Origin of the sequence: Streptomyces malaysiensis subsp. malaysiensis, from assembly GCF_040653035.1 — a bacterium.
GTDB lineage: Bacteria > Actinomycetota > Actinomycetes > Streptomycetales > Streptomycetaceae > Streptomyces > Streptomyces malaysiensis.
Map to the genome: position 1 here is coordinate 142,314 of NZ_JBEZNG010000008.1, position 24,732 is coordinate 167,045.

General features: G+C 71.4%; 21 protein-coding genes. 17 read left to right on the top strand and 4 right to left on the bottom strand.

Annotated elements, in window-relative coordinates; translation table 11 throughout:
- Window positions 1–58: 58 nt before the first annotated feature.
- From AB0E24_RS18450 to AB0E24_RS18465, 4 genes are all read right to left on the bottom strand, one after another.
- Window positions 59–2,491 (bottom strand): transglutaminase TgpA family protein, encoded by a 2,433-nt coding sequence (locus AB0E24_RS18450; RefSeq protein ID WP_359378219.1) that lies wholly within the window; start codon window positions 2,489–2,491, stop codon window positions 59–61.
- Window positions 2,488–3,876: a DUF58 domain-containing protein gene (locus AB0E24_RS18455; RefSeq protein ID WP_193524963.1), complete on the bottom strand. Its 1,389-nt coding sequence runs from the start codon at window positions 3,874–3,876 to the stop codon at window positions 2,488–2,490. The genes AB0E24_RS18450 and AB0E24_RS18455 overlap by 4 nt, the downstream gene beginning before the upstream one ends.
- Window positions 3,876–4,928 (bottom strand): AAA family ATPase, encoded by a 1,053-nt coding sequence (locus AB0E24_RS18460; RefSeq protein WP_069870188.1) that lies wholly within the window; start codon window positions 4,926–4,928, stop codon window positions 3,876–3,878. Before AB0E24_RS18460 ends, AB0E24_RS18455 begins: the two co-directional genes overlap by 1 nt.
- Window positions 4,929–5,140: 212 nt before the next feature.
- A complete protein-coding gene (locus AB0E24_RS18465; RefSeq protein WP_069870186.1) occupies window positions 5,141–5,695 on the bottom strand; it encodes a beta-class carbonic anhydrase in 555 nt (184 codons plus the stop codon).
- Between the two features lie 410 nt (window positions 5,696–6,105).
- Between AB0E24_RS18465 and rsmH the strand changes: the two genes are divergently transcribed.
- The 17 genes from rsmH (at window position 6,106) to AB0E24_RS18550 (ending at window position 24,481) form a co-directional block, all read left to right on the top strand.
- The gene (rsmH, locus tag AB0E24_RS18470; RefSeq protein ID WP_069870184.1) at window positions 6,106–7,068 is read left to right on the top strand and encodes a 16S rRNA (cytosine(1402)-N(4))-methyltransferase RsmH; all 963 of its coding nucleotides are present in this window, start codon (window positions 6,106–6,108) and stop codon (window positions 7,066–7,068) included.
- Window positions 7,065–7,688 carry a cell division protein FtsL gene (gene ftsL / locus AB0E24_RS18475; RefSeq protein ID WP_359378224.1) on the top strand — a complete coding sequence of 208 codons (624 nt, stop codon included), beginning with the start codon at window positions 7,065–7,067 and terminating at the stop codon, window positions 7,686–7,688. The genes rsmH and ftsL overlap by 4 nt, the downstream gene beginning before the upstream one ends.
- Window positions 7,689–7,696: 8 nt before the next feature.
- Window positions 7,697–7,909 (top strand): hypothetical protein, encoded by a 213-nt coding sequence (locus AB0E24_RS18480; protein ID WP_359378227.1) that lies wholly within the window; start codon window positions 7,697–7,699, stop codon window positions 7,907–7,909.
- On the top strand, window positions 7,906–9,888 hold the full coding sequence (locus tag AB0E24_RS18485) for a peptidoglycan D,D-transpeptidase FtsI family protein (RefSeq protein ID WP_359378229.1): 1,983 nt from the start codon (window positions 7,906–7,908) through the stop codon (window positions 9,886–9,888). Before AB0E24_RS18480 ends, AB0E24_RS18485 begins: the two co-directional genes overlap by 4 nt.
- Window positions 9,889–9,900: 12 nt before the next feature.
- Window positions 9,901–11,661, top strand: a complete 1,761-nt coding sequence (locus AB0E24_RS18490) for a UDP-N-acetylmuramoyl-L-alanyl-D-glutamate--2,6-diaminopimelate ligase (protein WP_069870180.1) — start codon at window positions 9,901–9,903, stop codon at window positions 11,659–11,661.
- 62 nt (window positions 11,662–11,723) lie between these two features.
- Complete coding sequence (locus tag AB0E24_RS18495) at window positions 11,724–13,163, top strand: UDP-N-acetylmuramoyl-tripeptide--D-alanyl-D-alanine ligase (protein WP_069870178.1); 1,440 nt, start codon at window positions 11,724–11,726, stop codon at window positions 13,161–13,163.
- The gene (gene mraY / locus AB0E24_RS18500) at window positions 13,160–14,227 is read left to right on the top strand and encodes a phospho-N-acetylmuramoyl-pentapeptide-transferase (RefSeq protein ID WP_069870268.1); all 1,068 of its coding nucleotides are present in this window, start codon (window positions 13,160–13,162) and stop codon (window positions 14,225–14,227) included. The genes AB0E24_RS18495 and mraY overlap by 4 nt, the downstream gene beginning before the upstream one ends.
- Entirely contained in the window at window positions 14,224–15,675 is a 1,452-nt protein-coding gene (gene murD / locus AB0E24_RS18505) for a UDP-N-acetylmuramoyl-L-alanine--D-glutamate ligase (protein WP_359378233.1), read from the top strand. The genes mraY and murD overlap by 4 nt, the downstream gene beginning before the upstream one ends.
- A gap of 54 nt (window positions 15,676–15,729) precedes the next feature.
- Window positions 15,730–17,181: a putative lipid II flippase FtsW gene (gene ftsW / locus AB0E24_RS18510; RefSeq protein ID WP_208972992.1), complete on the top strand. Its 1,452-nt coding sequence runs from the start codon at window positions 15,730–15,732 to the stop codon at window positions 17,179–17,181.
- Between the two features lie 6 nt (window positions 17,182–17,187).
- Complete coding sequence (gene murG / locus AB0E24_RS18515) at window positions 17,188–18,282, top strand: undecaprenyldiphospho-muramoylpentapeptide beta-N-acetylglucosaminyltransferase (protein ID WP_069870176.1); 1,095 nt, start codon at window positions 17,188–17,190, stop codon at window positions 18,280–18,282.
- 13 nt (window positions 18,283–18,295) lie between these two features.
- The gene (locus AB0E24_RS18520; RefSeq protein WP_351386262.1) at window positions 18,296–19,093 is read left to right on the top strand and encodes a cell division protein FtsQ/DivIB; all 798 of its coding nucleotides are present in this window, start codon (window positions 18,296–18,298) and stop codon (window positions 19,091–19,093) included.
- Between the two features lie 276 nt (window positions 19,094–19,369).
- Entirely contained in the window at window positions 19,370–20,602 is a 1,233-nt protein-coding gene (gene ftsZ / locus AB0E24_RS18525) for a cell division protein FtsZ (RefSeq protein ID WP_069870172.1), read from the top strand.
- A gap of 43 nt (window positions 20,603–20,645) precedes the next feature.
- Window positions 20,646–21,386, top strand: a complete 741-nt coding sequence (gene pgeF / locus AB0E24_RS18530; protein WP_359378239.1) for a peptidoglycan editing factor PgeF — start codon at window positions 20,646–20,648, stop codon at window positions 21,384–21,386.
- 3 nt (window positions 21,387–21,389) lie between these two features.
- Window positions 21,390–22,109, top strand: a complete 720-nt coding sequence (locus AB0E24_RS18535) for a YggS family pyridoxal phosphate-dependent enzyme (protein WP_079257281.1) — start codon at window positions 21,390–21,392, stop codon at window positions 22,107–22,109.
- 123 nt (window positions 22,110–22,232) lie between these two features.
- Window positions 22,233–22,853, top strand: coding sequence for a cell division protein SepF (locus AB0E24_RS18540; RefSeq protein ID WP_069870166.1), 621 nt, complete (start codon window positions 22,233–22,235; stop codon window positions 22,851–22,853).
- An 82-nt stretch (window positions 22,854–22,935) separates the two neighbouring features.
- On the top strand, window positions 22,936–23,232 hold the full coding sequence (locus AB0E24_RS18545; protein ID WP_014060001.1) for a YggT family protein: 297 nt from the start codon (window positions 22,936–22,938) through the stop codon (window positions 23,230–23,232).
- A 49-nt stretch (window positions 23,233–23,281) separates the two neighbouring features.
- A complete protein-coding gene (locus AB0E24_RS18550; RefSeq protein ID WP_069870164.1) occupies window positions 23,282–24,481 on the top strand; it encodes a DivIVA domain-containing protein in 1,200 nt (399 codons plus the stop codon).
- Window positions 24,482–24,732 lie beyond the last annotated feature (251 nt).

Here is a 24,732-nt window from a genome sequence, read left to right on the forward strand (position 1 = left end):
GACCCGCGGCCTGAGCCTCGCGGCCCTGGAGCCGCCAGGGCTCAGGGCCGCCGGGGGATCAGCTCTCCTGCTCGCCGCGCGGGGTCCGCAGCTGGGCGGCCCAGCGGGCCCAGCGGGGCGCTCCCCACCGCTCGACCAGCGCGGACCAGCGCTGTCCGGCCGCCCATGCCACCTGAGCCGCGGACCGCGGGGCCAGCAGCGCCCGCAGCCGCTCCCGCCGCCCCGCCTTGGCCCGGAGACCGGCCACCACCAGCCGGACGTCGTCGGCGACGCCCGCGACCGGGCGCGGATGCGGTGCGTACAGCACCTGCTCGACCGCCGTGGCCACCCGCTGCGCCGCCTGGGCCGGTTCGTCGTCGAGCCCGGCGATCCGCACCATGCGGGCCACCGCCCTGCGCGAGGTCAGCGAGTCGTCCGGCATGACGCCGAAGTCCCAGGCCGAGTCGGTGAGTTCACGCCATACGGCGAGGATCCGGTCGGTGGCGTCCTGCTCCGTGCGCCCGGCCGAACCGTCCAGTCTGCGGGTGCGTATCCGCCGCCGCCACAGCATCGGCAGCAGGGGCACCACGAGCAGCAGCACCGCCAGCGAGCTCCAGCTGGTGACCTTGGTCGCCGACCAGCCCCCGCCCGAGGCACCGTTGTCCGGCTGCTGGGCCGCGGCGCCTCCACACGTGCCCAGCTTCTTCATCTCCGGAGAGCAGCTGTCGGACGCGGTCGGCGCGGCCGACGGCTCGGAGGTCTCGCTGGGCTCGGTCGTCGGCTCGTCTGTCGGAGTGCCGGAGGGCGTCTGCTCCATGGTGTAGTCGGGCTGGGTGCCACGGCTCGGGGTGGGCTCGAAACGCGTCCAGCCCACACCCTCGAAGTACAGCTCGGGCCAGGCGTGCGCGTCCTTCAGGCCCACCGAGACCGTGCCGTCCGCCTGGGCGGTGCCAGGGGTGAACCCGACCGCCACCCGCGCCGGAATGCCCAGCGTCCGGGCCATCGCCGCCATCGAGAAGGAGAAGTGGACGCAGAAGCCCTCCCGCTGCTTCAGGAACCGGACGATGGCGGCCGAGCCGCTGCCGGACTGCACCTGGGTGTCGTAACGGAACCCTCCGCTCACCGCGAACCAGTCCTGGAGCTTGACCGCCTTCTCGTACGCGTTGGACGCGCCGGCGGTCACCCCCCGCGCCGTACGGGCCACCACGGACGGCAGCGAGTCCGGCACCTTGGTGTATTCGCTCCGCAGCCGCGAGGGGGCCGCCGGTGCGTCCGCCAACTGCTCGGCCGTCGGCTCCACCAGCAGGCTGGTGACCCGGTAGCGGGCGCCCCGGGTGGTCTGGCCGCGGTCGCCGACCAGCGTGCGGCCCTCCGGCTCGTAGCGCCAGCGCCCGTCGATCTCGACCTTGGACGCGGGGTAGGGGAGGGGCAGCCAGTTCTGCGCGTACCAGTCGGCGGCCGAGATCGAGGTGTCGATCGAGGAGACCTGGACCGAGGGGCCGAGCCCGGACGGCGAGGGAAGCTGGTCCGGCACATCGGTCACATGCCGCTCGGACGACTTCCACGAGGTGCCGTCGAACCGGTCGAGCGCCACGATCCGCAGATAGAGGTCCTGGGTGGTCTGCGAGGAGGTGCGATAGCGCAGCACCTCCTTGTTCTCCGGCTGGTTCAGGCTGTCCTGGAGCGACACCAGCGGATTGACCGCCGAGATGGTGCCACCGCCGCTGCCCGCCCCGCCGGCGCCGCCCTGCCGGTCCAGCAGCCCGCCGTCCAGGGACGGCAGCACCGCGGGCACCGCGAGCGCGATGCCGAGCGCCAGCACGCCGATCCTGCGGCCGGTGCGGACCGGGGCGAGCGCCGGGCTGCCGCCGGCCCCGGCCAGGCCCGAGGGCGGCATACCCGACGGATGCGGGGCGCCGCCGCTGAAGACCCGGCCCCACTGGGACAGCCGGTCCCGGCCCTCGGCCAGGAGCAGCAGCAGATAGCCGGCCGCCGCCAGCAGGAACCACAGCCAGTCGCTTCCGTCGTCGGACAGACCGGCCGCGACCGAGTACAGCGCAAGCAGGGGCAGTCCGGCGGGGGCCGCGCTGCGGTATGTCACCGCGAGCGCGTCGACCACCAGGCCGATCGCCATCACCCCGCCCACCAGCATCAGCCGGATGCCGTCGGTGAGCGGTGCGGGGATCGCGTACTGCCCCACGTCGTCGGCGCCGTCGCGCAGCAGCAGGGCGAACTCGTGGAGGGCCTGCGGGCTGGGCAGCACCCCGCCCAGCGCCTGGTCGTGCGCGAAGACCAGGGTGAGCAGCAGCAGCGTCACCACGGCCTGCGCGACCACCGTCAGCGGGCGGGCCAGCGGCACCCGGCGGACCGCCACGCCCGTAGCGCTCTGGATCGCCAGCAACAGGACGGTCTGCAACAGCCAGCTCGCCGGATCCACCAGTGGCAGCAGCGCACACGCCGCCGCCACCGTGGCCAGCGCCGCGCATATCGCGAGCCGAACGCTCCCACTCATGTCCAGCTCCCTGTCATACCGCCGACCGCGGGACCTCCCGCGTCCGCCCGGGTGGCGCCCTGTGCGTCGGCCTCCCGCCACAGCTGGGCCAGCGAGGCCCCCGGGCCGACCGGCAGCGCCGTCCACCCCGCCTCGCGCAGCCGCCGCAGCCGCTCCTCCAGCTCCTGTGCGCCGCCGAACTCCGCCCCGCGCGACCATGCCGCGCCGTCCAGCACGAACGCCACCGCGGCCGTGGTGCGGTGCCGCATCCGGGCGGCCGTCGCCGCCTGCTCCTCGTCCAGATCGCCCAGGAAGGCCACCAGCAGCCCCTCACCGCCGCCGCGCAGCACCTCGAAGGCGGGCGAGAGCCCTCCGCCGTCGGAGTGGTCCACCACGGCGAGGGTGTCCAGCATCAGCCCGGCCGTCTCCGCCGAGTCATGGGTGGAACCGGCGAAACCGCCTCCGCCGTCCGGGCCCGGCACCGAGCTCCCGGTGTCGGTCAGCAGCCGGACCGCATAGCCCCGCTCCAGCAGATGGACCGCGGCCGAGGCCGCCCCGGAGACCGCCCATTCGAAGGCGGAGTCCGGTCCGGAGCCGTAGTGGGCCGTGCGCCGGGTGTCCAGCAGCACCGTGCAGTGGGCCCGCTGCGGCTGCTCCTCGCGGCGGACCATGAGCTCTCCGTAGCGCGCGGTGGACCGCCAGTGCACCCGGCGCAGATCGTCGCCGACGCGATAGCCGCGCGGGATGACATCGTCCTCACCGGCCAGCGCCAGCGAACGGTGCCGCCCGTCCCCGTACCCCGCGGCCTCGCCGGTCAGGCGCACCGGGGGCAGCGGCTCGACCCGGGGCACCACCGTGAGCGTGTCGTAGGCACTGAAGGCGCGGGTGAGCTCGCACATCCCGAACGGATCGCTCAGCCGCAGCTGGAGCGGGCCCAGCGGATAGCGGCCGCGCAGATCGGAGCGGACCCGGTAGGACACCTCGCGCCGCCCGCCCGGCTCCACCCGGTCCAGCACGAACCGGGGGCGCGGCCCCAGCACATAGGGCACCCGGTCCTGGAGCATCAGCAGCCCGGTGGGCAGCCGCGAGACATTGTCCATCCGCAGATGCACCCGGGCCTCGGAGCCCGCCGGCACCCGCGCGGGCGCGAGCCGTCTGCTGCCCGCCACCCGGTACCGGGTGCGGTGGACCACGGCCACGCACACCAGCGGCAGCGCGGCCAGCAGCAGCCCCACCCGCAGCAGATCCGCCTGGCCCAGCACATAGCTGCACACCGCGGCGGCCATCCCGGCGGCCAGGAAGGAACGGCCGCGGGTGGTCAGACCGGCGAGGGCGGCCCGCAGTCCGCCGGAGCGCTCGTCGGCACCGGGCCCCTCGGGGCCCATGTCCGTCCCCCCTGCGGCCATCACAGCCTCCGGGCGCCCGGCTGCGGCCGGCCGTAGTCGGCCGGGGGCATGGGCGGCATGGGTGGCATCCCGCCCGTGCCACGCGGGCCTGAGGTGGGCACCGGGGTGCGCTGCATGATGTCCGTGACGACCTGCTCCGAGGTGCGCCGGTTCAGCTGGGCCTGCGCGGTGGGCAGCAGCCGGTGGGCCAGTACCGCGACGGCGAGGGACTGCACATCGTCCGGCAGCGCGAAGTCCCGCCCGGCCAGCGCGGCGGACGCCTTGGCCGCCCGCAGCAGATGCAGCGTGGCGCGGGGCGAGGCGCCCAGCCGCAGATCGGGGTGGTTGCGGGTGGCGGCCACCAGGTCCACCGCGTAACGCCGGACGGCCTCGGCGACATGCACCGAGCGCACCGCCTCGACCAGCTTGACGATCTCATGGGCGTGCGCGACGGGCTGCATGTCGTCCAGCGGGGAGACACCGCCGTGGACGTCCAGCATCTGGAGCTCGGCCTGGGGGCTGGGGTATCCGATCGAGACACGGGCCATGAAGCGGTCGCGCTGCGCCTCGGGCAGCGGATAGGTGCCCTCCATCTCGACCGGGTTCTGCGTGGCCACCACCATGAAGGGGTCGGGCAGCTCGTAGCTCTCCCCGTCGATGGTGACCTGGCGCTCCTCCATCGACTCCAGCAGCGCCGACTGGGTCTTGGGCGAGGCGCGGTTGATCTCGTCGCCGATCACGATCTGGGCGAAGATGGCGCCCGGCTTGAACTCGAACTCCTTGCGCTGCTGGTCGAAGATGCTCACGCCGGTGATGTCGGACGGCAGCAGATCCGGGGTGAACTGGATCCGCCGCACGGAGCAGTCGATGGACCGCGCGAGCGCCTTGGCCAGCATCGTCTTGCCCACGCCCGGGACGTCCTCGATCAGCAGATGCCCCTCGGCGAGCAGCACGGTCAGCGAAAGCCGCACGACCTCGGGCTTGCCCTCGATCACACTCTCCACCGACCGGCGGATCCGCTCCGCTGTGGTGGTCAGATCGCTGAGGCTCGCTCGCTCGTCATAGGTCGTCACCCGGCCCTCCTCGGCCCGTTCTCAGGGCCGTTGCCCTCGGAACGGACCGGCCCACCGCAAACGCTGGCATCTGTCCCCCGCGTGGTTGCGGGGGACGATGTCACCTATGCATTCTTGCGGTCTCCGCGGCCTCGCGTCACTCGGCTGTGGATAACCCGGGGTTATTTGTCACGCTTGTACGAGTTCGGGCGCTGAATCCCTTCAGCGGTTCCTCACCTTCGCGGCGTGACCTCCCGCAGCAGACCGGTCGTCACATCGAAGACAAAGCCGCGGACGTCGTCGGTGTGCAACAGGAACGGCGAGGTGCGCACCCGCTGCATCGACTGGCGGACATCCGCGTCGAGGTCCCTGAACGCCTCGACCGCCCACGGCGGACGCTGACCCACCTCCTCCTCCAGCTCATGCCGGAAGTCCTCGGTGAGGTTCAGCAGACCGCAGCCGGTGTGGTGGATGAGCACGACGCTGCGGGTCCCGAGCGCCCGCTGGCTGATGGTCAGGGAACGGATGATGTCGTCGGTGACCACACCGCCCGCGTTGCGGATGGTGTGGCAGTCGCCCAGCTCCAGGCCGAGTGCCTCGTGCAGGTCCAGACGGGCGTCCATGCACGCGACGACGGCGACGCGCCGCACGGGCCGCGCGTCCATCCCGGGGTCGGCGAACTGCTCGGCGTATTTGCGGTTGGCCGCTACAAGGCGGTCGGTGACCGTGTCTCCCGTGCGGGCGTCGCGGTCGGTGGACGGGTTCGGCTGCGGCGCTGATATCGACATGATGACGACGCTACCTTTCACCAGCGGATTTGGTCTTCTCTTTAGGTAGGGCAAACGAGGGCAACGGGGTGGGCCGAAGGGGTGATGTGAGACAGCCCACAACCCCCCGCACCTCGTGGTGTGGGGCCCGAGGGAGGCGATGCCACCCCCGGGGCGGGACGCGCTGGCCGGTTGGTTGACCGAAGGGACGAGTGGACTAAAGTGGCGCGAAGTGGGAGGCGAGACGCTCCCCTCGGATCCCGGAATTTCGCGTGAGCGCGGTGCGTACGTACCCCTCGGCCTCCTCCCGCTCCGGTCGCCTGACGTCACTTCCCCGGCGCCAGTAGACCTCTTCCCCTTCAGAGCGGGCGGGGACCCAGGAGGTGCGTATCATCCTCGCCCGATCCTCAGAAGGGCGCACGAGCAGCGCAATGAGCAGCAACGCTCTCCATGTTCCCGTCATGCTCCAGCGCTGCCTGGACATGCTGGCACCCGCTCTCGCCCAACCCGGCGCGGTCGTGGTCGACTGCACCCTGGGCCTCGGCGGCCACAGTGAGGCGCTGCTGCGAGACTTCCCCGAGGCCCGGCTCATCGCCCTCGACCGCGACCCGTCCGCGCTGCGGCTCGCCGGTGAGCGGCTCGCCCCGTACGGCGATCGGGCCACGCTGGTCCACGCGGTCTACGACGAGCTGCCCGAGGTCCTCGACCGGCTCGGCGTCCCGCGCGTCCAGGGGATCCTCTTCGACCTCGGCGTGTCGTCCATGCAGCTGGACGAGGCCGAGCGCGGTTTCGCCTACGCCCAGGACGCCCCGCTGGACATGCGGATGGACCAGACCACCGGAGTCAGCGCGGCCGAGGTGCTCAACACCTACCCGCCGGGCGAGCTGGTGCGCATCCTGCGGGCGTACGGCGAGGAGAAGTTCGCCAAGAAGATCGTGGACGCGGTGGTGCGCGAGCGCGCCAGGGAGCCCTTCACCAACAGCGCCCGGCTCGTCGAGCTGATCCGTGATGCGCTGCCGCAGGCCGCCAAGCGCACCGGTGGCAATCCGGCCAAGCGCACCTTCCAGGCGCTGCGGATCGAGGTCAACGGCGAGCTCGCGGTTCTGGAGCGGGCCATTCCGGCGGCCGTGAGGACGCTCGCGGTCGGCGGGCGGATCGCCGTGCTGTCGTATCACTCGCTGGAGGACCGCCTGGTCAAGCAGGTGTTCGCGGCCGGTGCCGGCGATACGGCGCCCCCCGGGCTGCCGGTTATCCCCGAGCGGTACCAGCCCCGGCTGAAGCTGCTCACCCGTGGCGCCGAGCTGCCCACCGAGGAGGAGATCGCCGAGAACCGCCGGGCCACCCCGGCCCGCTTCCGGGGTGCGGAGCGCATCCGGGAGGAGGTCGGCCCATGAGCGTGCGGGGGACGCGGCCGAAAGGACGGCCGGTGCCGGGGGCCACCCCGGCCAGGCGCACACCCTTCGTGCTGCTCGTCGTGGTCCTGCTCGGCTCCGGCCTGATCGCTCTGCTGCTGTTGAACTCCTCCCTCAACCAAGGGTCGTTCGAGCTCAGCAAGCTCGAGAAGCAGACCAACGAGCTCACCGACGAGCGCCAGGCGCTCCAGCAGGACGTCGACAAGCTCTCCGCCCCCGCCGAACTGGAGCGGCGCGCCCGGCAGCTGGGGATGGTGCCCGGCGGAAACCCGGTCTTCCTCAATCCGGACGGTTCGGTCAGCGGGGTGCCCGCCCCCGTCACGGGGCAGCCCTCGGTGCTCGGCGCCCCCGGCGCGGTGCTGCCGTCCGCGCCCGACCCCGCGCCGTCCGAGGCGGCGTCCACCCGGTACGGGTCCTCGCCCACCCCGTCCGTCCTCGCACCGCCGGCGCCGCCGACCGCCACCCCGTCCGGGGCGGGCGCGGGCACGGCGTCCGTCACGCCCTCCGTGACCCCGTGGGCGCCGCCCACCGGCGTCTCGGCCTCGGCTTCCCACTCTGCCTCCGTCTCCGCCTCCGCGGAGGCCACCCCGGACCCTCAGTAGGTGACACGGTGACGCGATCCCCAGCCCGCGCCCAGCCCGGCCCGCCCGCGCGGACGACCGCCCGCGCGCCGTGGAGGGCCGCCGAGCCGTGGACGGCCACCGCCGAGCCGTGGACGGCCGCAGCCGGACCGGCGACGGCCACCCGGCCGCGGGCGGCCACCGAGCCGGGGTTGACCACCGGACCGGGGACCGCCACCGAGCAGACGGCGGCCGTCGCGTGACCGCGCCCAGGGACCCCCGCCGCCGCGGGGTGCCCGGCCCCGCCGGGCCGCGCGGTGACCGCCGCCCGCGCCAGGCCGCGGCACGCCGCCCCGGCGAGCGCCAGGGCGGGTCGTCCGGCCGCCCGGCCCGGCGCCCGCGCCCCGGTGGCCCCCCGGTGCTGCGGCTGGGCAGCCCGCGCCCCCGGCTGCGACTGATCAGCCTCGGCCTCACCCTCGTCATGCTGATCTTCGTCGTAAGGCTGCTCCAGGTGCAGGCCGTCGACGCCAGCGCCTACTCGGCCAAGGCCAACGTCAACCGCTACATCCCGGTGAAGCTGTCCGCCGAGCGCGGCTCCATCACCGACCGCAACGGCGTCGACCTGGCCACCACGGTGGACGCGTACGACATCACCGCCGCCCCCGACCTCCTCGCGCCCAAGACGGCCAAGACCCGTGACGCGCCGCGCCAGGCCGCGGCCCTGCTCGCGCCGATCCTCGGCAAGGAGCCGGCGGAGCTGGAGAAGAAGCTCACCGACAACCCCGCGTCGCAGTACGTCGTGCTCGCCCGGCAGCAGTCCCCGCAGGTCTGGAACCAGATCAAGGACCTGAAGAGCGCCCTGGACGACGCGGCGGCCAAGGGCAAGGGCACCAATGTCCTGGCCGGGGTCAACCGTGAGGCGCACAGCAAGCGGGTCTATCCGAACGGGGACCTCGCCGCCGGGATACTGGGATTCGTGGACGCCGACGGCCGTGGCGCCGCCGGGCTCGAGCAGCAGCTCGACAAGAAGCTCGGGGGCAAGGACGGCAAGCGCGTCTACGCCCAGTCCGGCGGCCACCAGGTGCCCACCGGCGACGTCAAGGAGCAGCCCGCGGTCCCCGGCAGCGACTTCGAGCTGACCATCGACCGGGACATCCAGTGGGCCGCCCAGAGCGCCATCGCCGACCAGGTCCGCAAGTCCGGGGCCGACCGCGGCTATGTGATCGTCCAGGACACCCGCACCGGACAGCTCCTGGCGCTGGCCAACGCCCCCGGCTTCGACCCCAACGACATCACCACCACGAACGCCGACGCCCTGGGCAACGCCGCCGTCTCCGACGCGTACGAGCCCGGCAGCGTCAGCAAGCTGATGTCCATGGCCGCCGTCCTCCAGGAGGGCGTGGCGCGCTGGGACACCCATGTGGTGGTCCCCAACCGGCTGCCGCGCGCCGACCGGGCCTTCGCCGACGACATCGACCATCAGACCTGGTACCTCACGCTCAACGGGGTGCTCGCCAAGTCCAGCAACATCGGCACGATCCTCGCCACCGAGCAGCTGGGCAAGACCAGGGCCGAGAAGAACCAGATCCTCTACTCCTACCTGCGCAAGTTCGGGATCGGCCGGCCCACCGGGCTCGGCTTCCCCGGCGAGACCCCGGGCATCCTGGCCCGGCCGCAGGACTGGAGCGCCTCGCAGCAGTACACGATCCCGTTCGGCCAGGGGCTGTCGCTCAACGCCGTCCAGGCGGCCTCGGTGTACTCCACCATCGCCAACGGGGGCGAGCGCATCGCGCCCACCCTCGTCCGCGGCTCCAGGGGGCCCGACGGCGACTTCACGGCCGCGTCCGCCCCCGAGAAGACCCGTGTCGTCAGCAAGGAGACCGCGAAGACGCTCGCCGAGATGCTCGAGTCGGTCGTCGACGACCAGCAGGGCACCGGCACCAAGGCCAAGATCCCCGGCTATCTTGTCGCGGGCAAGACCGGCACTTCCAACCGGGTGGACCCCAAGACCGGCCGCTACCGCGGATACACCGCGTCCTTCGCGGGCTTCGCCCCGGCCGACAAACCGCGGCTGACCGTCTACTGTGCCGTTCAGAACCCGACCAAGGGCAGCTACTTCGGCGGCCAGGTCTGCGGGCCGGTCTACAAGAAGGTCATGGAGTTCGGCCTCAAGGCCCTTCAGGTCCCGCCGTCCGGGAAGCAGCCCAAACGGCTCCCCGTGAGCTACAACCCGGGCCAGTGAGCGGACCCAGCAGTGATGACGATCACGCCGGACCCCGGGAACCACGGTCCGGCGGGGCCCCTCTTCTCCGACTCATTTCGCGGGGGAGCGGGTGTCCCGGGTACGCTCACCGCCGTGCCCCAAGCTGATCAGTCCCAAACCCCTCAGAAGGACGTTTCTGTGGAATACCCGGGAGCGCCCCGTCCCCTCCAGGTCCGCCCGATCCCGCTGGCGGAGCTGGCGGATCAGCTGGGCGTCGAAACCCCCGAAGCGTCGGAGCGGGCCGCGGTCACCGGGATCACCCATGACTCGCGGGCCGTACGCCCCGGCGATGTGTACGCCGCGCTGGCCGGTGCCCGCCTCCACGGCGCGGACTTCGCCGCCCAGGCCGCCGACCTCGGCGCGGTCGCGGTGCTGACCGACCCGGCCGGTGCCGAGCGCGCCGCCGCCACCGGACTGCCGGTCCTTGCGGTGGAGAACCCGCGCGGCCGGATGGGCGCGCTGGCCGCCACGATCTACGGCGAGCCGGGCAGCGACCTGCTCCAGATCGGCATCACCGGCACCTCGGGCAAGACCACGACCGCCTACCTCATCGAAGGCGGCCTCAAGGCCGCCGCGAAGCACGACGGCGGCCTTACGGGTCTCATCGGCACCGTGGAGACGCGGATCGGCGACGAGCGCATCAAGTCCGAGCGCACCACCCCCGAGGCCACCGATCTGCAAGCCCTGTTCGCGGTCATGCGGGAGCGCGACGTCCGCTCGGTCGTCATGGAGGTCTCCAGCCACGCCCTGGTCCTCGGCCGCGTCGACGGCTGCGTCTTCGACGTCGCGGTCTTCAACAACCTCAGCCCGGAGCACATGGAGTTCCACTCCGGCATGGAGGACTACTTCCAGGCCAAGGCCCAGCTGTTCACCAAGGCCCGCAGCCGCGCCGGAGTGATCAACTACGACGACGAGTACGGCCGCCGCCTGATCGAGCAGTCCGAGGTGCCCGTCACCACCTTCTCCGCCGAGGGCCACCCCGACGCCCACTGGCGCGCCGCGGACGTCGAGGTCGGCCCGCTCGGCTCGACCTTCACCGCCGTCGGCCCGAACGGTGAGTCCGTACGGGCCGCGGCGCCCCTCCCGGGCCCCTTCAACGTGGCCAACGCGCTCGCCGCCGTCGTGGCGCTCGCCGCCGCCGGGATCGACCCGCAGACGGCCGCCGACGGCATCGCCGCCGTCCCCGGTGTACCGGGCCGGCTGGAGCGGGTCGACGTGGGCCAGCCCTACCTCGCGGTCGTCGACTACGCCCACAAGACCGACGCCGTGGAGTCGGTGCTGCGTGCCCTCCGCAAGGTGACCGACGGCAAGCTGCACGCCGTCCTCGGCTGCGGCGGGGACCGCGACCGGCTCAAGCGCGGCCCCATGGGCGCCGCGGTGGCGCGGTACAGCGACACGGCCGTCCTCACCTCCGACAACCCCCGCTCCGAGGATCCGCTCGCGATCCTCGCCGCCATGCTCGCGGGCGCCGCCGAGGTGCCCGCCCACGAACGCGGTGATGTGCTGGTCGAGGAGGACCGGGCCAACGCCATCGCGGCCGCCGTCGCCCGCGCCGAGCCGGGCGATACCGTCATCGTGGCGGGCAAGGGGCACGAACTGGGCCAGGACATCGCCGGCGTGGTCCGTGCCTTCGACGACCGCCAGGTACTCCGCGAAGCCATCGAGCTCAGTGAGCGAGCCCACGGGCGCGATGCCACGCGCCCCGGGGCGAGCCCACAGCACCGGGACAAACACCAAGACGACCAGGGATGACAGACCGCCATGCGCGCACCAGCCCCCTCCAGGCAGCTCTCCCGTACGGCCGGAGGTGATCAGTGATCGCACTGTCCCTCACCGAGATCGCCGGCCTAGTCGGTGGACAGCCGCACGACATACCGGACCCGGACCTGAAGGTCACGGGCCCCGTCGTGATCGACTCCCGTGAGGTGCGACCGGGCAGCCTCTTCGCCGCGCTCCCCGGGGAGCGCGTGGACGGCCACGACTTCGCACGAGGCGCGGTCGAGGCGGGCGCCACGGCCGTCCTGGCCGCCCGCCCCGTCGGCACGCCGGACGCCCCCGTACCGGCGATCGTCGTGCCCGATGTGATCGCCGCCATGGGAGTGCTCGCGCGCGCCGTCGTGGAGCGCCTGGGCGCCACCGTGGTGGCGCTCACCGGCTCCGCGGGCAAGACCAGCACCAAGGACCTCATCGCCCAGCTGCTCCAGCGCCGCGGGCCCACCGTATGGACGCCGGGCTCGCTCAACAACGAGATCGGCCTGCCGCTCACCGCGATGAGCGCCGACGAGGCCACCCAGCACCTGGTGCTGGAGATGGGCGCCCGCGGCAAGGGCCACATCCGGTATCTGACGGACCTCACCCCGCCGCGTATCGGACTCGTGCTCAATGTCGGCACCGCCCATATCGGCGAGTTCGGCGGCCGCGAGCAGATCGCCGAGGCCAAGGGTGAGCTCGTGGAGGCCCTGCCCACGGCCGAGGAGGGAGGGGTGGCGGTGCTCAACGCCGACGACCCCTTCGTGCGCGCCATGGCGTCGCGTACCAAGGCCCGTACCGTCCTGTTCGGCGAGGCCGAGGACGCCGATGTGCGTGCCGGGAATGTCCGGCTCGCCGACGGCGGCCGCCCCGCCTTCACGCTTCACACCCCTACCGGGTGCAGCGAAGTGACCATGCGCCTGTACGGTGAGCACCACGTGTCGAACGCGCTCGCCGCGGCCGCCGTCGCCCATGAGTTGGGCATGTCCGTCGACGAGATCGCCGTGGCGCTCTCCGAGGCGGGTCAGCTCTCCCGCTGGCGGATGGAGGTCACCGAGCGCTCGGACGGCGTGACGGTCGTCAACGACGCCTACAACGCGAACCCCGAGTCCATGCGAGCCGCGCTGCGCGCGCTGGTCGCCATGGGCGCTGTCACACCGGGGCGTCGTACGTGGGCGGTGCTCGGCCCGATGGCCGAGCTGGGCGAGGAGTCACTGGCCGAGCACGACGCGGTCGGGCGGCTGGCCGTCCGGCTCAACGTCAGCAAGCTCGTGGCGGTCGGCGGCCAGGAGGCCGCCTGGCTGGACATGGGCGCCAAGAACGAGGGTTCGTGGGGTGAGGAGTCGGTGCACGTGTCCGACGTGCGGGCAGCGGTCGATCTGCTGCGCAGCGAGCTGCGACCGGGGGACGTCGTGTTGGTGAAGGCATCCAGGTCGGTCGGCCTGGAGCGGCTTGCGCAGGCATTGCTCGACGGTGAGGGTGAGGTCGCCGGCCCATGGGCATGAGGCAGATCCTCTTCTCCGGAGCCATCGGGCTCTTTCTGACCCTGATCGGCACACCGCTGCTGATCAAGCTGCTGGCCCGCAAGGGCTATGGGCAGTACATCCGGGACGATGGTCCGCGGACGCACGGCAGCAAGAAGGGCACGCCCACGATGGGCGGTATCTCCTTCATCCTGGCCACGCTGATCGCCTACGCCCTGACGAAGGTGATCACGGGCAGCCAGCCGACCTTCTCGGGCGTGCTGGTGCTCTTCCTGTTCGCAGGTATGGGCCTGGTGGGCTTCCTCGACGACTACATCAAGATCGTCAAGCAGCGCAGCCTGGGTCTGCGGGCCAAGGCCAAGATGGCCGGACAGCTGATCGTCGGCATCGCCTTCGCGATCCTGGCACTGAACTTCGCCGACGCGCGCCAGCAGACCCCCGCCTCCGACCGGCTCTCCTTCGTCCAGGACTTCGGCTGGTCCTTCGGCCCGGTGATCTTCGCCATCTGGGCGCTGTTCATGATCCTGGCGATGTCCAACGGTGTGAACCTCACCGACGGTCTCGACGGTCTGGCCACCGGCGCCTCCGTGATGGTCTTCGGCGCCTACACCTTCATCGGCGTCTGGCAGTACCAGGAGTCCTGCGCCAACGCGGAGACCCTCACCAACCCGGCGTCCTGTTTCGAGGTCAGGGATCCGCTCGATCTGGCCGTCGTCGCCTCCGCCCTGATGGGCGCCTGCTTCGGCTTCCTGTGGTGGAACACCTCACCCGCCAAGATCTTCATGGGTGACACCGGTTCCCTCGCGCTCGGCGGCGCGCTCGCGGGCCTTGCCATCTGCTCCCGCACGGAGCTGCTGCTGGCCCTCCTCGGCGGTCTGTTCGTCCTGATCACCATGTCCGTGGTCATCCAGGTCGGCTCCTTCCGGACCACCGGGCGCCGCGTCTTCCGAATGGCGCCACTCCAGCACCACTTCGAACTCAAGGGGTGGAGCGAAGTCCTTGTGGTGGTCCGGTTCTGGATCATCCAGGGCATGTGCGTGATCGTCGGCCTCGGCATCTTCTACGCGGGGTGGCGAGCTTCGTGACATCGGACGCCGCCGCCCTCGACGTGTCCGACCTCGCCGGACGGCAGGTCACCGTCGCCGGCCTCGGCGTCTCCGGGGTCCCCGCAGCGCGTGCGCTGCGGGGCCTCGGGGCCTCGGTGACCGTGGTCAACGGCAGCGACGGCGAACCACAGCGCGCCCAGGCGGCCGAGCTGGAGCCGCTGGGCATCACGGTCCGCCTCGGCGACGGAGAGGCCCTCCCCGAGGGCACCGAGCTGATCGTGACCACCCCCGGCTGGAAGCCCACCAGCCCGCTCTTCCTGGCCGCCGCCGAGGCGGGCGTGCCCATCTGGGGCGATGTGGAGCTGGCGTGGCGGCTGCGCGGCGCGGACGCCCCGCCCTGGCTCGCGGTCACCGGCACCAACGGCAAGACGACGACCGTAAGGATGCTCGCGGCCATCCTGGAGGCGGCCGGGCTGCGCACCGCCGCCGTCGGCAACATCGGCGTCTCGCTCCTGGACATCGTGCTGGGCGACGAGCCCTACGACGTGCTGGCCGTCGAGCTCTCCAGCTATCAGCTGCACTGGGCGCCCTCGCTGCGCGCCCACTCCGGGGCGGTGCTCAACCTCGCCCCCGACCACCTCGACTGGCACGGCTCCATGGCGGCCTACGCGGCCGACAAGGGCCGTATCTACGAGGGCAACCAGGTGGCCTGCGTCTACAACGCGGCCGACCCCGCCACCGAGGACCTGGTGCGCGCGGCCGATGTCGAGGAGGGCTGCCGGGCGATCGGCTTCACCCTCGGCACCCCCGGCCCCTCCCAGCTCGGCGTCGTGGAGGACATCCTCGTCGACCGGGCCTTCGTGGCGAACCGGGAGAAGCAGGCGCAGGAGCTGGCCGAGGTCTCCGATGTGAACCCGCCGGCCCCGCACAACATCGCCAACGCCCTCGCGGCGGCGGCCCTGGCCCGAGCCTTCGGCGTCCCGCCCCGGGCCGTACGGGACGGCCTGCGCGCCTTCCGGCCCGATCCGCACCGGGTGGAGCATGTGGCGGACGTCGGTGGCGTGGCCTACGTGGACGACTCCAAGGCGACCAACACCCATGCCGCGGAAGCGTCGTTGGGTGCCTATGAGCACATCGTGTGGATCGCGGGCGGCCTCGCCAAGGGGGCCACTTTCGACGAGCTCGTCCTTACGGCGGCCAAGCGGCTGCGCGGCGTCGTGCTGATCGGCGCCGACCGCGCCCTGATCGGCGAAGCGCTCGCGCGACACGCAACAGATGTCCCGGTCGTGGACCTCGACCGGACCGACACTGGGGCGATGGCGGCGGCTGTGCGCGAAGCGGCGCGGCTCGCCCGGCCGGGCGATACCGTCCTGATGGCCCCGGCCTGTGCCTCGATGGACATGTTCACCAACTACAACAAGCGGGGCGACGCCTTCGCCGCGGCGGTTCATGACCTGGCCTCCGGCCGGGTCCCGGACGACCAGTAGCCCGCCGGTCCCCCGCGAGGACCGCCCGCGCGGGGAAACCGGAGGGGATACGACATGACGCCCGACCAGCCCGCCGCCCCGCGCTCCCGGCCGGCCCGCCCCGGCACCGGCCGGTCCGCGCCGCGCCCGGGTGGCGCGCCGCGGGTGCGGGAGGCCGCACGGGCCAAGGGCCGGGCGGCGTCCCCGGCCCGTCCGCGCGGCACAGCGGGCGCCTCCCGGCTTCCGCGCCGCCCGTCGGGGTGGAATGTCCTGGACGCGCTGCGCGGGCTCCAGCAGCGCGTCAGGCGGGCCTGGGACCGGCCGCTGACCGCGTACTACCTGCTCCTCGGCGGCTCGCTGCTGATCCTGGTGCTCGGCCTGGTCATGGTCTACTCCGCCTCCCAGATCAAGGCGCTCCAGTCCGGGCTCTCACCGTCGTACTTCTTCCGCAAACAGCTCTTCGCCGCCGTGCTCGGCGGCGCGCTGATGCTGCTCGCCGTGCGGATGCCCATCAAACTGCACCGCGCCTTCGCCTATCCGCTGCTCGCGGTCTCGGTCTTCCTGATGTGCCTGGTGCAGGTCCCGGGCATGGGCATCGCGGTCAACGGCAACCAGAACTGGATCTCCTTCGGCGGCCCCTTCCTGCTCCAGCCCAGCGAGTTCGGCAAGCTGGCGCTCGTCCTGTGGGGCGCCGACCTTCTCGCCCGAAAACAGGACAAGCGGCTGCTGGCCCAGTGGAAGCATCTGCTGGTCCCGCTGGTGCCCGCGACCGGCATGCTGCTCGGCCTGATCATGCTGGGCGGGGACATGGGCACCGCGATCATCCTCACGGCGATCCTTTTCGGTCTGCTGTGGCTGGCCGGCGCCCCCACCCGGCTCTTCGTGGGCGTTCTGGCCCTCGCCGGGGTGATCGGCATGCTGCTGATCAAGACCAGCGCCAACCGGATGTCCCGGCTCGCCTGTATCGGCGCCACCGAGCCCGGTGCGCACGATCAGTGCTGGCAGGCGGTGCACGGGATCTACGCCCTCGCCAACGGCGGATGGTTCGGCTCGGGACTCGGGGCAAGTATGGAGAAATGGGGCGAACTACCTGAACCGCATACCGACTTCATCTTCGCCATTACCGGGGAGGAACTCGGTCTGGCGGGGACGCTGTCGGTTCTCGTTCTCTTCGCGGCTCTAGGCTATGCGGGTATCCGCGTGGCCGGACGCACGGAGGACCCCTTCGTGAGGTACGCCGCGGGAGGCGTGACCACCTGGATCACGGCCCAGGCCGTGGTCAATATCGGCGCGGTGCTCGGTCTGCTGCCGATCGCCGGGGTTCCGCTCCCGCTGTTCTCCTACGGAGGGTCCGCTCTGCTGCCGACCATGTTCGCCGTCGGCCTGCTGATCGCCTTCGCACGGGCTGAGCCCGCCGCGCGGGCGGCACTGGCCATGCGGCAGCCTGCTTTGCGGAAGAAGCTGGCTCGGGTGAGACGGAAGACGATGAGACGGCCCGTCAAGAGGCGGCCGTCCGGAGAGCGGTGAATTTCGGTGCATGTCGTACTCGCCGGTGGGGGGACCGCCGGCCACATCGAGCCCGCGCTCGCCCTCGCGGACGCCCTGCGCAGGCAGGACCCGACCGTGGGGATCACGGCGCTCGGCACGGAGCGTGGACTCGAGACCCGGCTCGTACCGGAGCGCGGCTATGAGCTCGGGCTCATCCCAGCCGTACCGCTGCCGCGCAAGCCCACCCCCGAACTGATCACCGTCCCCGGGCGGCTGCGCGGCACCATCAAGGCCGCGGAGCAGATCCTGGAGCGCACCAAGGCCGACTGCGTGGTCGGCTTCGGCGGCTATGTGGCGCTGCCCGGGTACCTGGCCGCCAAGCGGCTCGGAGTGCCGATCGTCGTCCACGAGGCCAACGCCCGCCCCGGCCTCGCCAACAAGATCGGCTCGCGCTACGCCCACTTCGTGGCGGTCTCCACCCCGGACAGCAAGCTCCGCAACGCCCGCTACGTCGGCATCCCGCTGCGCCGCTCCATCGCCACCCTGGACCGGGCGGCGGTCCGCCCCGAGGCCCGCGCGGCATTCGGGCTCGACCAGAACCTGCCGACGCTGCTGGTCTCCGGCGGTTCGCAGGGCGCGCGCCGGCTCAACGAGGTGGTCCAGACGGTGGCGCCGTTCCTCCAGCGCGCCGGGATCCAGGTGCTGCACGCGGTCGGCCCGAAAAACGAACTGCCGCATGTGGACCACATGCCCGGAATGCCGCCCTACATCCCGGTACCGTATGTGGACCGGATGGACCTCGCGTATGCCGCGGCCGACATGATGCTCTGCCGCGCGGGCGCGATGACCGTCGCCGAACTGTCCGCCGTCGGGCTCCCGGCCGCCTACGTCCCCCTGCCGATCGGCAACGGCGAACAGCGGCTCAACGCCCAGCCGCTGGTGAAGGCGGGCGGCGGGCTGCTGGTCGACGACGCCGAGCTGAGCCCCGAGTGGGTGCAGGGCAATGTGCTGCCGGTGCTCGGCGATCCGCACCGGCTGTACGAGATGTCCCGGCGCGCTTCGGAATTCGGCCGCAGGGACGCCGACGAGCTGCTGGTCGGCATGGTGTACGAGGCGATCAGCGCACGCCGCCAGGCGTGAGGAGGCAGGGAGCGTGGCCGGACCGTCGACCGCCGAGCGCGGCGCACGAAGCAGACCGCGGTCCGGCCCGCCCCCACGCATTCTCCGGGCGCGGCGCCGGTTCCGGCTGCCCGGCCGCCGTCCCCTGCTGGTGACCGCGGTGGCGGTGACCCTGCTCGGTGCCGGTGCCGTCTGGCTGCTCTACGGCTCGAGCTGGCTGCGCGCCGAGCGGGTGCGGGTCGCCGGCACCGCCGTTCTCACCGCCGAGGAGGTGCGGGACGCCGCCGATGTTCCGCTGAACACCCCGTTGGTGGCGGTGGACACGGGAGCGATCGAACACCGCTTGCGTGAGCGGGTCCCCCGGATTGCGAAAGTGGACGTATCCCGCTCATGGCCGAACACCATCAGTCTGGTGGTGACGGAACGCAGGCCGGAAGCCATTGTCGAAGAGGACGGGAAGTTCCACGAAGTGGACGCCACGGGAGTGAGGTTCTCCACCCTGAGCAAGCGCCCGAAGGGGGTTCCGCTGCTGGAAATGGAGGCCGACCGGTCGCCGAGTTCGCGCCATTTCGGCCCGGCCGGACTGCGCCGCGAGGCGGTCCGGGTGGTCGCCCAACTCCCCGAGAAGGTACGCCAGGACACCCGTTCCCTGCGGGTCCGCTCGTACGATTCGATCACCCTGGAGCTGACCGGAGGCCGTACCATCGCCTGGGGGAGCGGAGAGCGTGGCGAAGCGAAGGCGAAGACGCTCACCGCCCTGATGAAAGCGCGGCCGGACGCGGATCACTTCGACGTCAGTGCGCCGAGTGCCCCCGCGGTGTCTCGCAGTTGACCTGATAGGGGCAGGCCAGCACCCTGGTTGGCTAGCCCACTGGGTGATCACATAGGGTGAAAAGAAAAGCGGGAGGTTCGGCGTGTTCATTGAACGCGCGACACTTGTCGACTTAGTGTCCTGTTCCGAAGAGTCCGGGAAACAGAGGCACTGGTAACCCTAAACTTCAGCGTTAGGGTTGGGGTCGGCAATCGGAACCGTCCCATTCGGCATCAGTCGGCGCACCGCGGCAACAGCGGGGTGGCGACACGTAACTCGAGGCGAGAGGCCTTCGACGTGGCAGCACCGCAGAACTACCTCGCAGTCATCAAGGTCGTCGGCATCGGCGGCGGTGGCGTGAATGCCATCAACCGGATGATCGAGGTCGGGCTCAAGGGCGTCGAGTTCATCGCGATCAACACCGATGCGCAGGCCCTGCTGATGAGTGACGCGGACGTCAAACTGGACGTCGGCCGGGAGCTCACCCGTGGCCTGGGAGCCGGCGCCAACCCCGATGTGGGCCGTAAGGCCGCCGAAGACCACCGCGAGGAGATCGAGGAGGTCCTCAAGGGGGCCGACATGGTCTTCGTGACGGCGGGTGAGGGCGGCGGCACGGGCACCGGCGGTGCCCCGGTGGTCGCGAACATCGCCCGCTCGCTGGGCGCTCTGACGATCGGTGTGGTCACCCGGCCGTTCACTTTCGAGGGCCGCCGCCGTGCCAATCAGGCGGAGGACGGCATCGCGGGTCTGCGGGACGAGGTCGACACCCTCATCGTGATCCCGAACGACCGGCTGCTGTCCATTTCGGACCGCCAGGTGAGCGTTCTCGACGCCTTCAAGTCCGCCGACCAGGTGCTGCTGTCGGGTGTTCAGGGCATCACCGACCTGATCACCACCCCGGGTCTGATCAACCTCGACTTCGCGGACGTCAAGTCCGTGATGTCCGAGGCCGGATCGGCGCTCATGGGCATCGGCTCGGCCCGCGGTGACGACCGGGCGGTGGCCGCGGCCGAGATGGCGATCTCCTCGCCGCTGCTGGAGGCGTCCATCGATGGCGCCCGGGGCGTGCTGCTCTCCATCTCCGGCGGTTCCGACCTCGGGCTGTTCGAGATCAACGAGGCCGCCCAGCTGGTGAGCGAGGCCGCCCACCCCGAGGCCAACATCATCTTCGGCGCGGTGATCGACGACGCGCTCGGCGACGAGGTCCGGGTCACCGTGATCGCGGCGGGTTTCGACGGCGGTCAGCCGCCGTCGAAGAACCGCGACAAGGTGCTCGGCTCCTACGGCGGCCGCGAGGAGGGGGCGGGCAGTTCCTCCGGCCGCTCGTCCGGCCAGGAGAGCGGCCGCCCGTCCTTCGGCGGGCTCGGCAGCGTCACTTCGCGTGACGAGGAGCCCGCCCCGGCGGACCCGGCCCCGGTCGCCGAGGTGCCCCCGCCCCCGGTGCCCACCCCGCACCCCCAGGTCCCGCCGGCCCGCCCCTACACGGACAGCCAGGCCGAGGAGCTGGACGTCCCGGACTTCCTGAAGTGAGCCGTCCGGTATGGCTCGACGGCGACTTTGAAGTGAACCAGACGTGATAGCGCAACAGCACGACGCGAGCGGCGCGCACTTCGCCTTCACCGACCGGTGGGGCGGGGTGAGCGCCGCTCCGTATGAAGAGCTCAATCTCGGCGGGGCGGTCGGCGACGACCCCCAGGCCGTACGGACCAACCGCGAGTTGGCCGCCAAGGCGATGGGCCTGGACCCGGCGGCGGTCGTCTGGATGAACCAGGTGCACGGCCGGGATGTCGCGGTGGTCGAAGGACCGTGGTCGGACGGTGAGATTCCGGCGGTGGACGCGGTGGTGACACGGAGTCGGGGCCTCGCCCTCGCCGTCCTCACCGCCGACTGCACCCCGGTGCTGCTGGCCGATCCGGTGGCCGGAATTGTCGGCGCCGCCCACGCGGGCCGGCCCGGGCTGGTCGCCGGAGTGGTCCCGGCGGTGATGAAGACGATGACCGAACAGGGCGCCGAGCCTGCCCGGATCGTTGCCCGTATCGGCCCCGCGGTCTGCGGCCGCTGCTACGAGGTTCCCGCGGATATGCGCGCCGATGTCGCGCAGGCGGTGCCCGAGGCGTGGGCCGAGACCAGTTGGGGTACCCCGGCGGTGGATGTGATGGCCGGAGTTCGGGCCCAACTGGTGCGCGCCGGTGTGCGGATGGATGAGCGGGATGGACAATCTCACATCTGCACCCTGGAGTCGGTGGACCACTTCTCGTACCGGCGCGAGCGCACCACGGGGCGGCTCGCGAGCTATGTCTGGTTGGGCGGCTGAGCTGTGACGGATCGCAAGGCGGAACTGGCCGCGAATCTGACCCTGGTGGAGGAACGTATCTCTGCCGCCTGCGCCGGGGCCGGTCGCAAGCGTGAAGAGGTGACCCTGATCGTGGTCACCAAGACCTATCCGGCGAGCGATGTCCGTTTGCTCGCGGAACTCGGCGTACGGCATGTCGCCGAGAACCGCGACCAGGAGGCCGCCCCCAAAGCCGCGGAATGCGCGGATCTGCCGTTGATCTGGCACTTTGTCGGGCAATTGCAGACCAATAAGGTACGTTCCGTGTCCAGTTATGCCGATGTGGTGCAATCTGTCGATCGTAAGCGATTGGTCGACGCGCTCTCCCGGGCGGCTGTGGGGGCCGGGCGGGAGCTGGGCGTCCTGATTCAGGTCGCGCTCGACGCGGACTCCGGTGAGCGGGGGGCGCGCGGAGGGGTGGGACCGGACGGAGTGGAACGGCTCGCCGAGTCCGTGACCGAGGCCGAAGGGCTCCGGCTCGATGGCCTGATGACCGTCGCCCCGCTGGCAGGTCCCTACGAGGGGCGGCCGCGGGCGGCGTTCGACCGGCTGATGGAAATCTCATCCCGCCTGCGCGTGGCCCATCCGGCTGCCAACATGGTTTCGGCGGGGATGAGCTCGGACCTGGAGGAAGCGGTGGCGGCGGGAGCGACACATGTGCGCGTCGGCACTGCGGTACTCGGAGTCCGACCCAGGCTCCGGTAACGTCGCGAAGAAGTCGGACCACAGCAGAAAATATGGTCATTCCCGTCAAAAGGCGGGCGGGCCACGTGGATCCATGGCATCCGGTGGCGGAGCCGATCCACCACAGAGCGGAGGACGCAGAGAATGGCCGGCGCGATGCGCAAGATGGCGGTCTACCTCGGCCTCGTGGAGGACGATGGGTACGACGGCCGGGGATTCGACCCCGACGACGAGTTCGAGCCCGAGCCGGAGCCCGACCGGGAGCGGGACCGTCGGCGGCATCAGGTAGTGGAGCCCGAACCGCGGCCGGAAAGGGGCGAATCTGTGCGAGTCGTCCACCCTCCCGCACAACGTGAACCCGCTCCGCTTGCGGTGGAAACCGGGCGACCCGCGCGAATTGCCCCCGTGGCGTCCATCACACCTGAACGTCAGAACTTGGAGAAGAACGCGCCAGTGATCATGCCCAAGGTTGTGTCCGAGCGGGAGCCGTACCGCATCACCACACTGCACCCCCGGACCTACAACGAGGCCCGTACTATCGGGGAACACTTCCGTGAGGGCACTCCCGTGATCATGAATCTGACGGAGATGGACGACACGGATGCGAAGAGACTTGTCGACTTTGCCGCCGGTCTTGTGTTCGGTCTCCATGGGAGCATTGAGCGGGTGACGCAGAAGGTGTTCCTGTTGTCTCCTGCTAACGTCGATGTCACGGCGGAGGACAAGGCCCGTATCGCAGAGGGCGGGTTCTTCAACCAGAGCTGAGACGCAAAAACGGCAAACCGGCAACACCGAGTCATCCGAGGCCGAAAGGCCGGGTACGAACCAGGGGAGAGGGACGCGCGGGATGGGCATCGCACTACAGGTGATCTACATCGCGCTCTATTGCTACCTGATCGTGCTGATCTTCCGGCTTGTGATGGACTACGTCTTCCAGTTCGCGCGCTCGTGGCAACCCGGTAGGGCGATGGTGGTCATCCTCGAGGCCACCTACACTGTGACCGATCCGCCACTCAAGCTGCTGCGGCGGTTCATTCCGCCGCTGCGTCTCGGGGGTGTGGCGCTCGACCTGTCCTTCTTCGTGCTGATGATCATCGTCTGGATCCTGATCACCGTCGTGAGCAATTTTGCGAGCAGGGTGTGAACGATACGGTCTTGCCGATTGCCGACGACTACGTTGAGGTGAAGTAGAGATGCCGTTGACCCCCGAGGACGTGCGGAACAAGCAGTTCACGACCGTCCGCCTCCGAGAAGGCTATGACGAGGACGAGGTCGATGCCTTCCTCGACGAGGTCGAAGCCGAACTGACTCGGCTGCTACGGGAGAACGAGGACCTGCGGGCCAAGCTGGCCGCCGCGACGCGCGCCGCCGCCCAGAGCCAGCAACAAGGCATGCGCAAGCCTCCCGAACAGCAGGAGCGGCCAGGCGCACCTGTGCCCGCCGCCATATCGGGACCGCCGCAGCCGGTGCCACCCGGCCAGCAGCAGATGGGTGGCCCGCCCCAACTCCCGGGCGGGGCCCCGCAGCTGCCGGCAGGTCCGATGGGGCAGAACGGCCCCGGCCCGATGCAGCAGGGCGGACCCGGCCCGATGGGCCAGAACGGTCCGATGGGCCAGAACGGTCCCATGGGTCAGAACGGTCCCATGGGCCCCGGCGGCCCCATGGGTGGTCCGATGGGCGGCCCCGGTGGCCCCGGCCCGATGGGCGGCCCCGGTGGGCCCGGCGGTCCTGGCGGCCCCGGTGGCCCGCAGCTGCCGCAGCCTGGGCAGGGCCCGGGTGGCGACAGCGCCGCGCGCGTGCTCTCGCTCGCGCAGCAGACCGCCGACCAGGCGATCGCGGAGGCCCGTTCCGAGGCCAACAAGATCGTCGGCGAGGCCCGTAGCCGCGCCGAGGGCCTGGAGCGGGACGCCCGCGCCAAGGCCGACGCGCTGGAGCGGGACGCGCAGGAGAAGCACCGTGTCGCGATGGGCTCCCTGGAGTCCGCTCGCGCCACGCTCGAGCGCAAGGTCGAGGATCTGCGCGGCTTCGAGCGCGAGTACCGCACACGGCTGAAGTCGTACCTGGAGAGCCAGCTGCGCCAGCTGGAGAACCAGGCCGACGACTCGCTCGCCCCGCCGCGCACCCCGGCGACGGCCTCGCTGCCGCCGTCCCCCTCGATGAGCGGCTCCATGGCCTCGGCCGGCGCCGGCACGATGGGCGGCCACACCATGGGCGGCAACCAGTCCATGGGCGGCCACAACCCGAACGGCGGAGCGCCGTCCTACGGTGGGCAGCAGCCGATGTCTCCCGCGATGACCCAGCCGATGGCACCGGTGCGGCCGCAGAGTCCGCAGCCGATGCAGCAGGCGCCGAGCCCGATGCGGGGCTTCCTCATCGACGAGGACGACAACTGACGCGGGCCGCGTAGCGCGGAGCGTTCGGCAATCACAAGGGCCGGGCCCCAGGAACACGTTCCTGGGGCCCGGCCCTTTGCCATGCGTACGGTCTGCCGGGGAGCTTTCCCCTGCCCGCCCCTCCCCACGACCGGGGCTCCGCCCCGGACCCCGGTCCTCAAGCTCCCCCAGCTACCGCTGGGAGGTGCCCCCTGACGGGCTGATTTCAGCCCGTCAGGCAACCGAGAACCAGGGCCCCGGTTGGCGGAGGG

Coding starts and splice junctions, on each gene's coding strand:
- AB0E24_RS18450 (WP_359378219.1), bottom strand. CDS start 2,491: ATGAGTGGGAGCGTTCGGCTCGCGATATGCGCGGCGCTGGCCACGGTG.
- AB0E24_RS18455 (WP_193524963.1), bottom strand. CDS start 3,876: ATGGCCGCAGGGGGGACGGACATGGGCCCCGAGGGGCCCGGTGCCGAC.
- AB0E24_RS18465 (WP_069870186.1), bottom strand. CDS start 5,695: ATGTCGATATCAGCGCCGCAGCCGAACCCGTCCACCGACCGCGACGCC.
- rsmH (WP_069870184.1), top strand. CDS start 6,106: ATGAGCAGCAACGCTCTCCATGTTCCCGTCATGCTCCAGCGCTGCCTG.
- ftsL (WP_359378224.1), top strand. CDS start 7,065: ATGAGCGTGCGGGGGACGCGGCCGAAAGGACGGCCGGTGCCGGGGGCC.
- mraY (WP_069870268.1), top strand. CDS start 13,160: ATGAGGCAGATCCTCTTCTCCGGAGCCATCGGGCTCTTTCTGACCCTG.
- ftsW (WP_208972992.1), top strand. CDS start 15,730: ATGACGCCCGACCAGCCCGCCGCCCCGCGCTCCCGGCCGGCCCGCCCC.
- AB0E24_RS18540 (WP_069870166.1), top strand. CDS start 22,233: ATGGCCGGCGCGATGCGCAAGATGGCGGTCTACCTCGGCCTCGTGGAG.
- AB0E24_RS18545 (WP_014060001.1), top strand. CDS start 22,936: ATGGGCATCGCACTACAGGTGATCTACATCGCGCTCTATTGCTACCTG.
- AB0E24_RS18550 (WP_069870164.1), top strand. CDS start 23,282: ATGCCGTTGACCCCCGAGGACGTGCGGAACAAGCAGTTCACGACCGTC.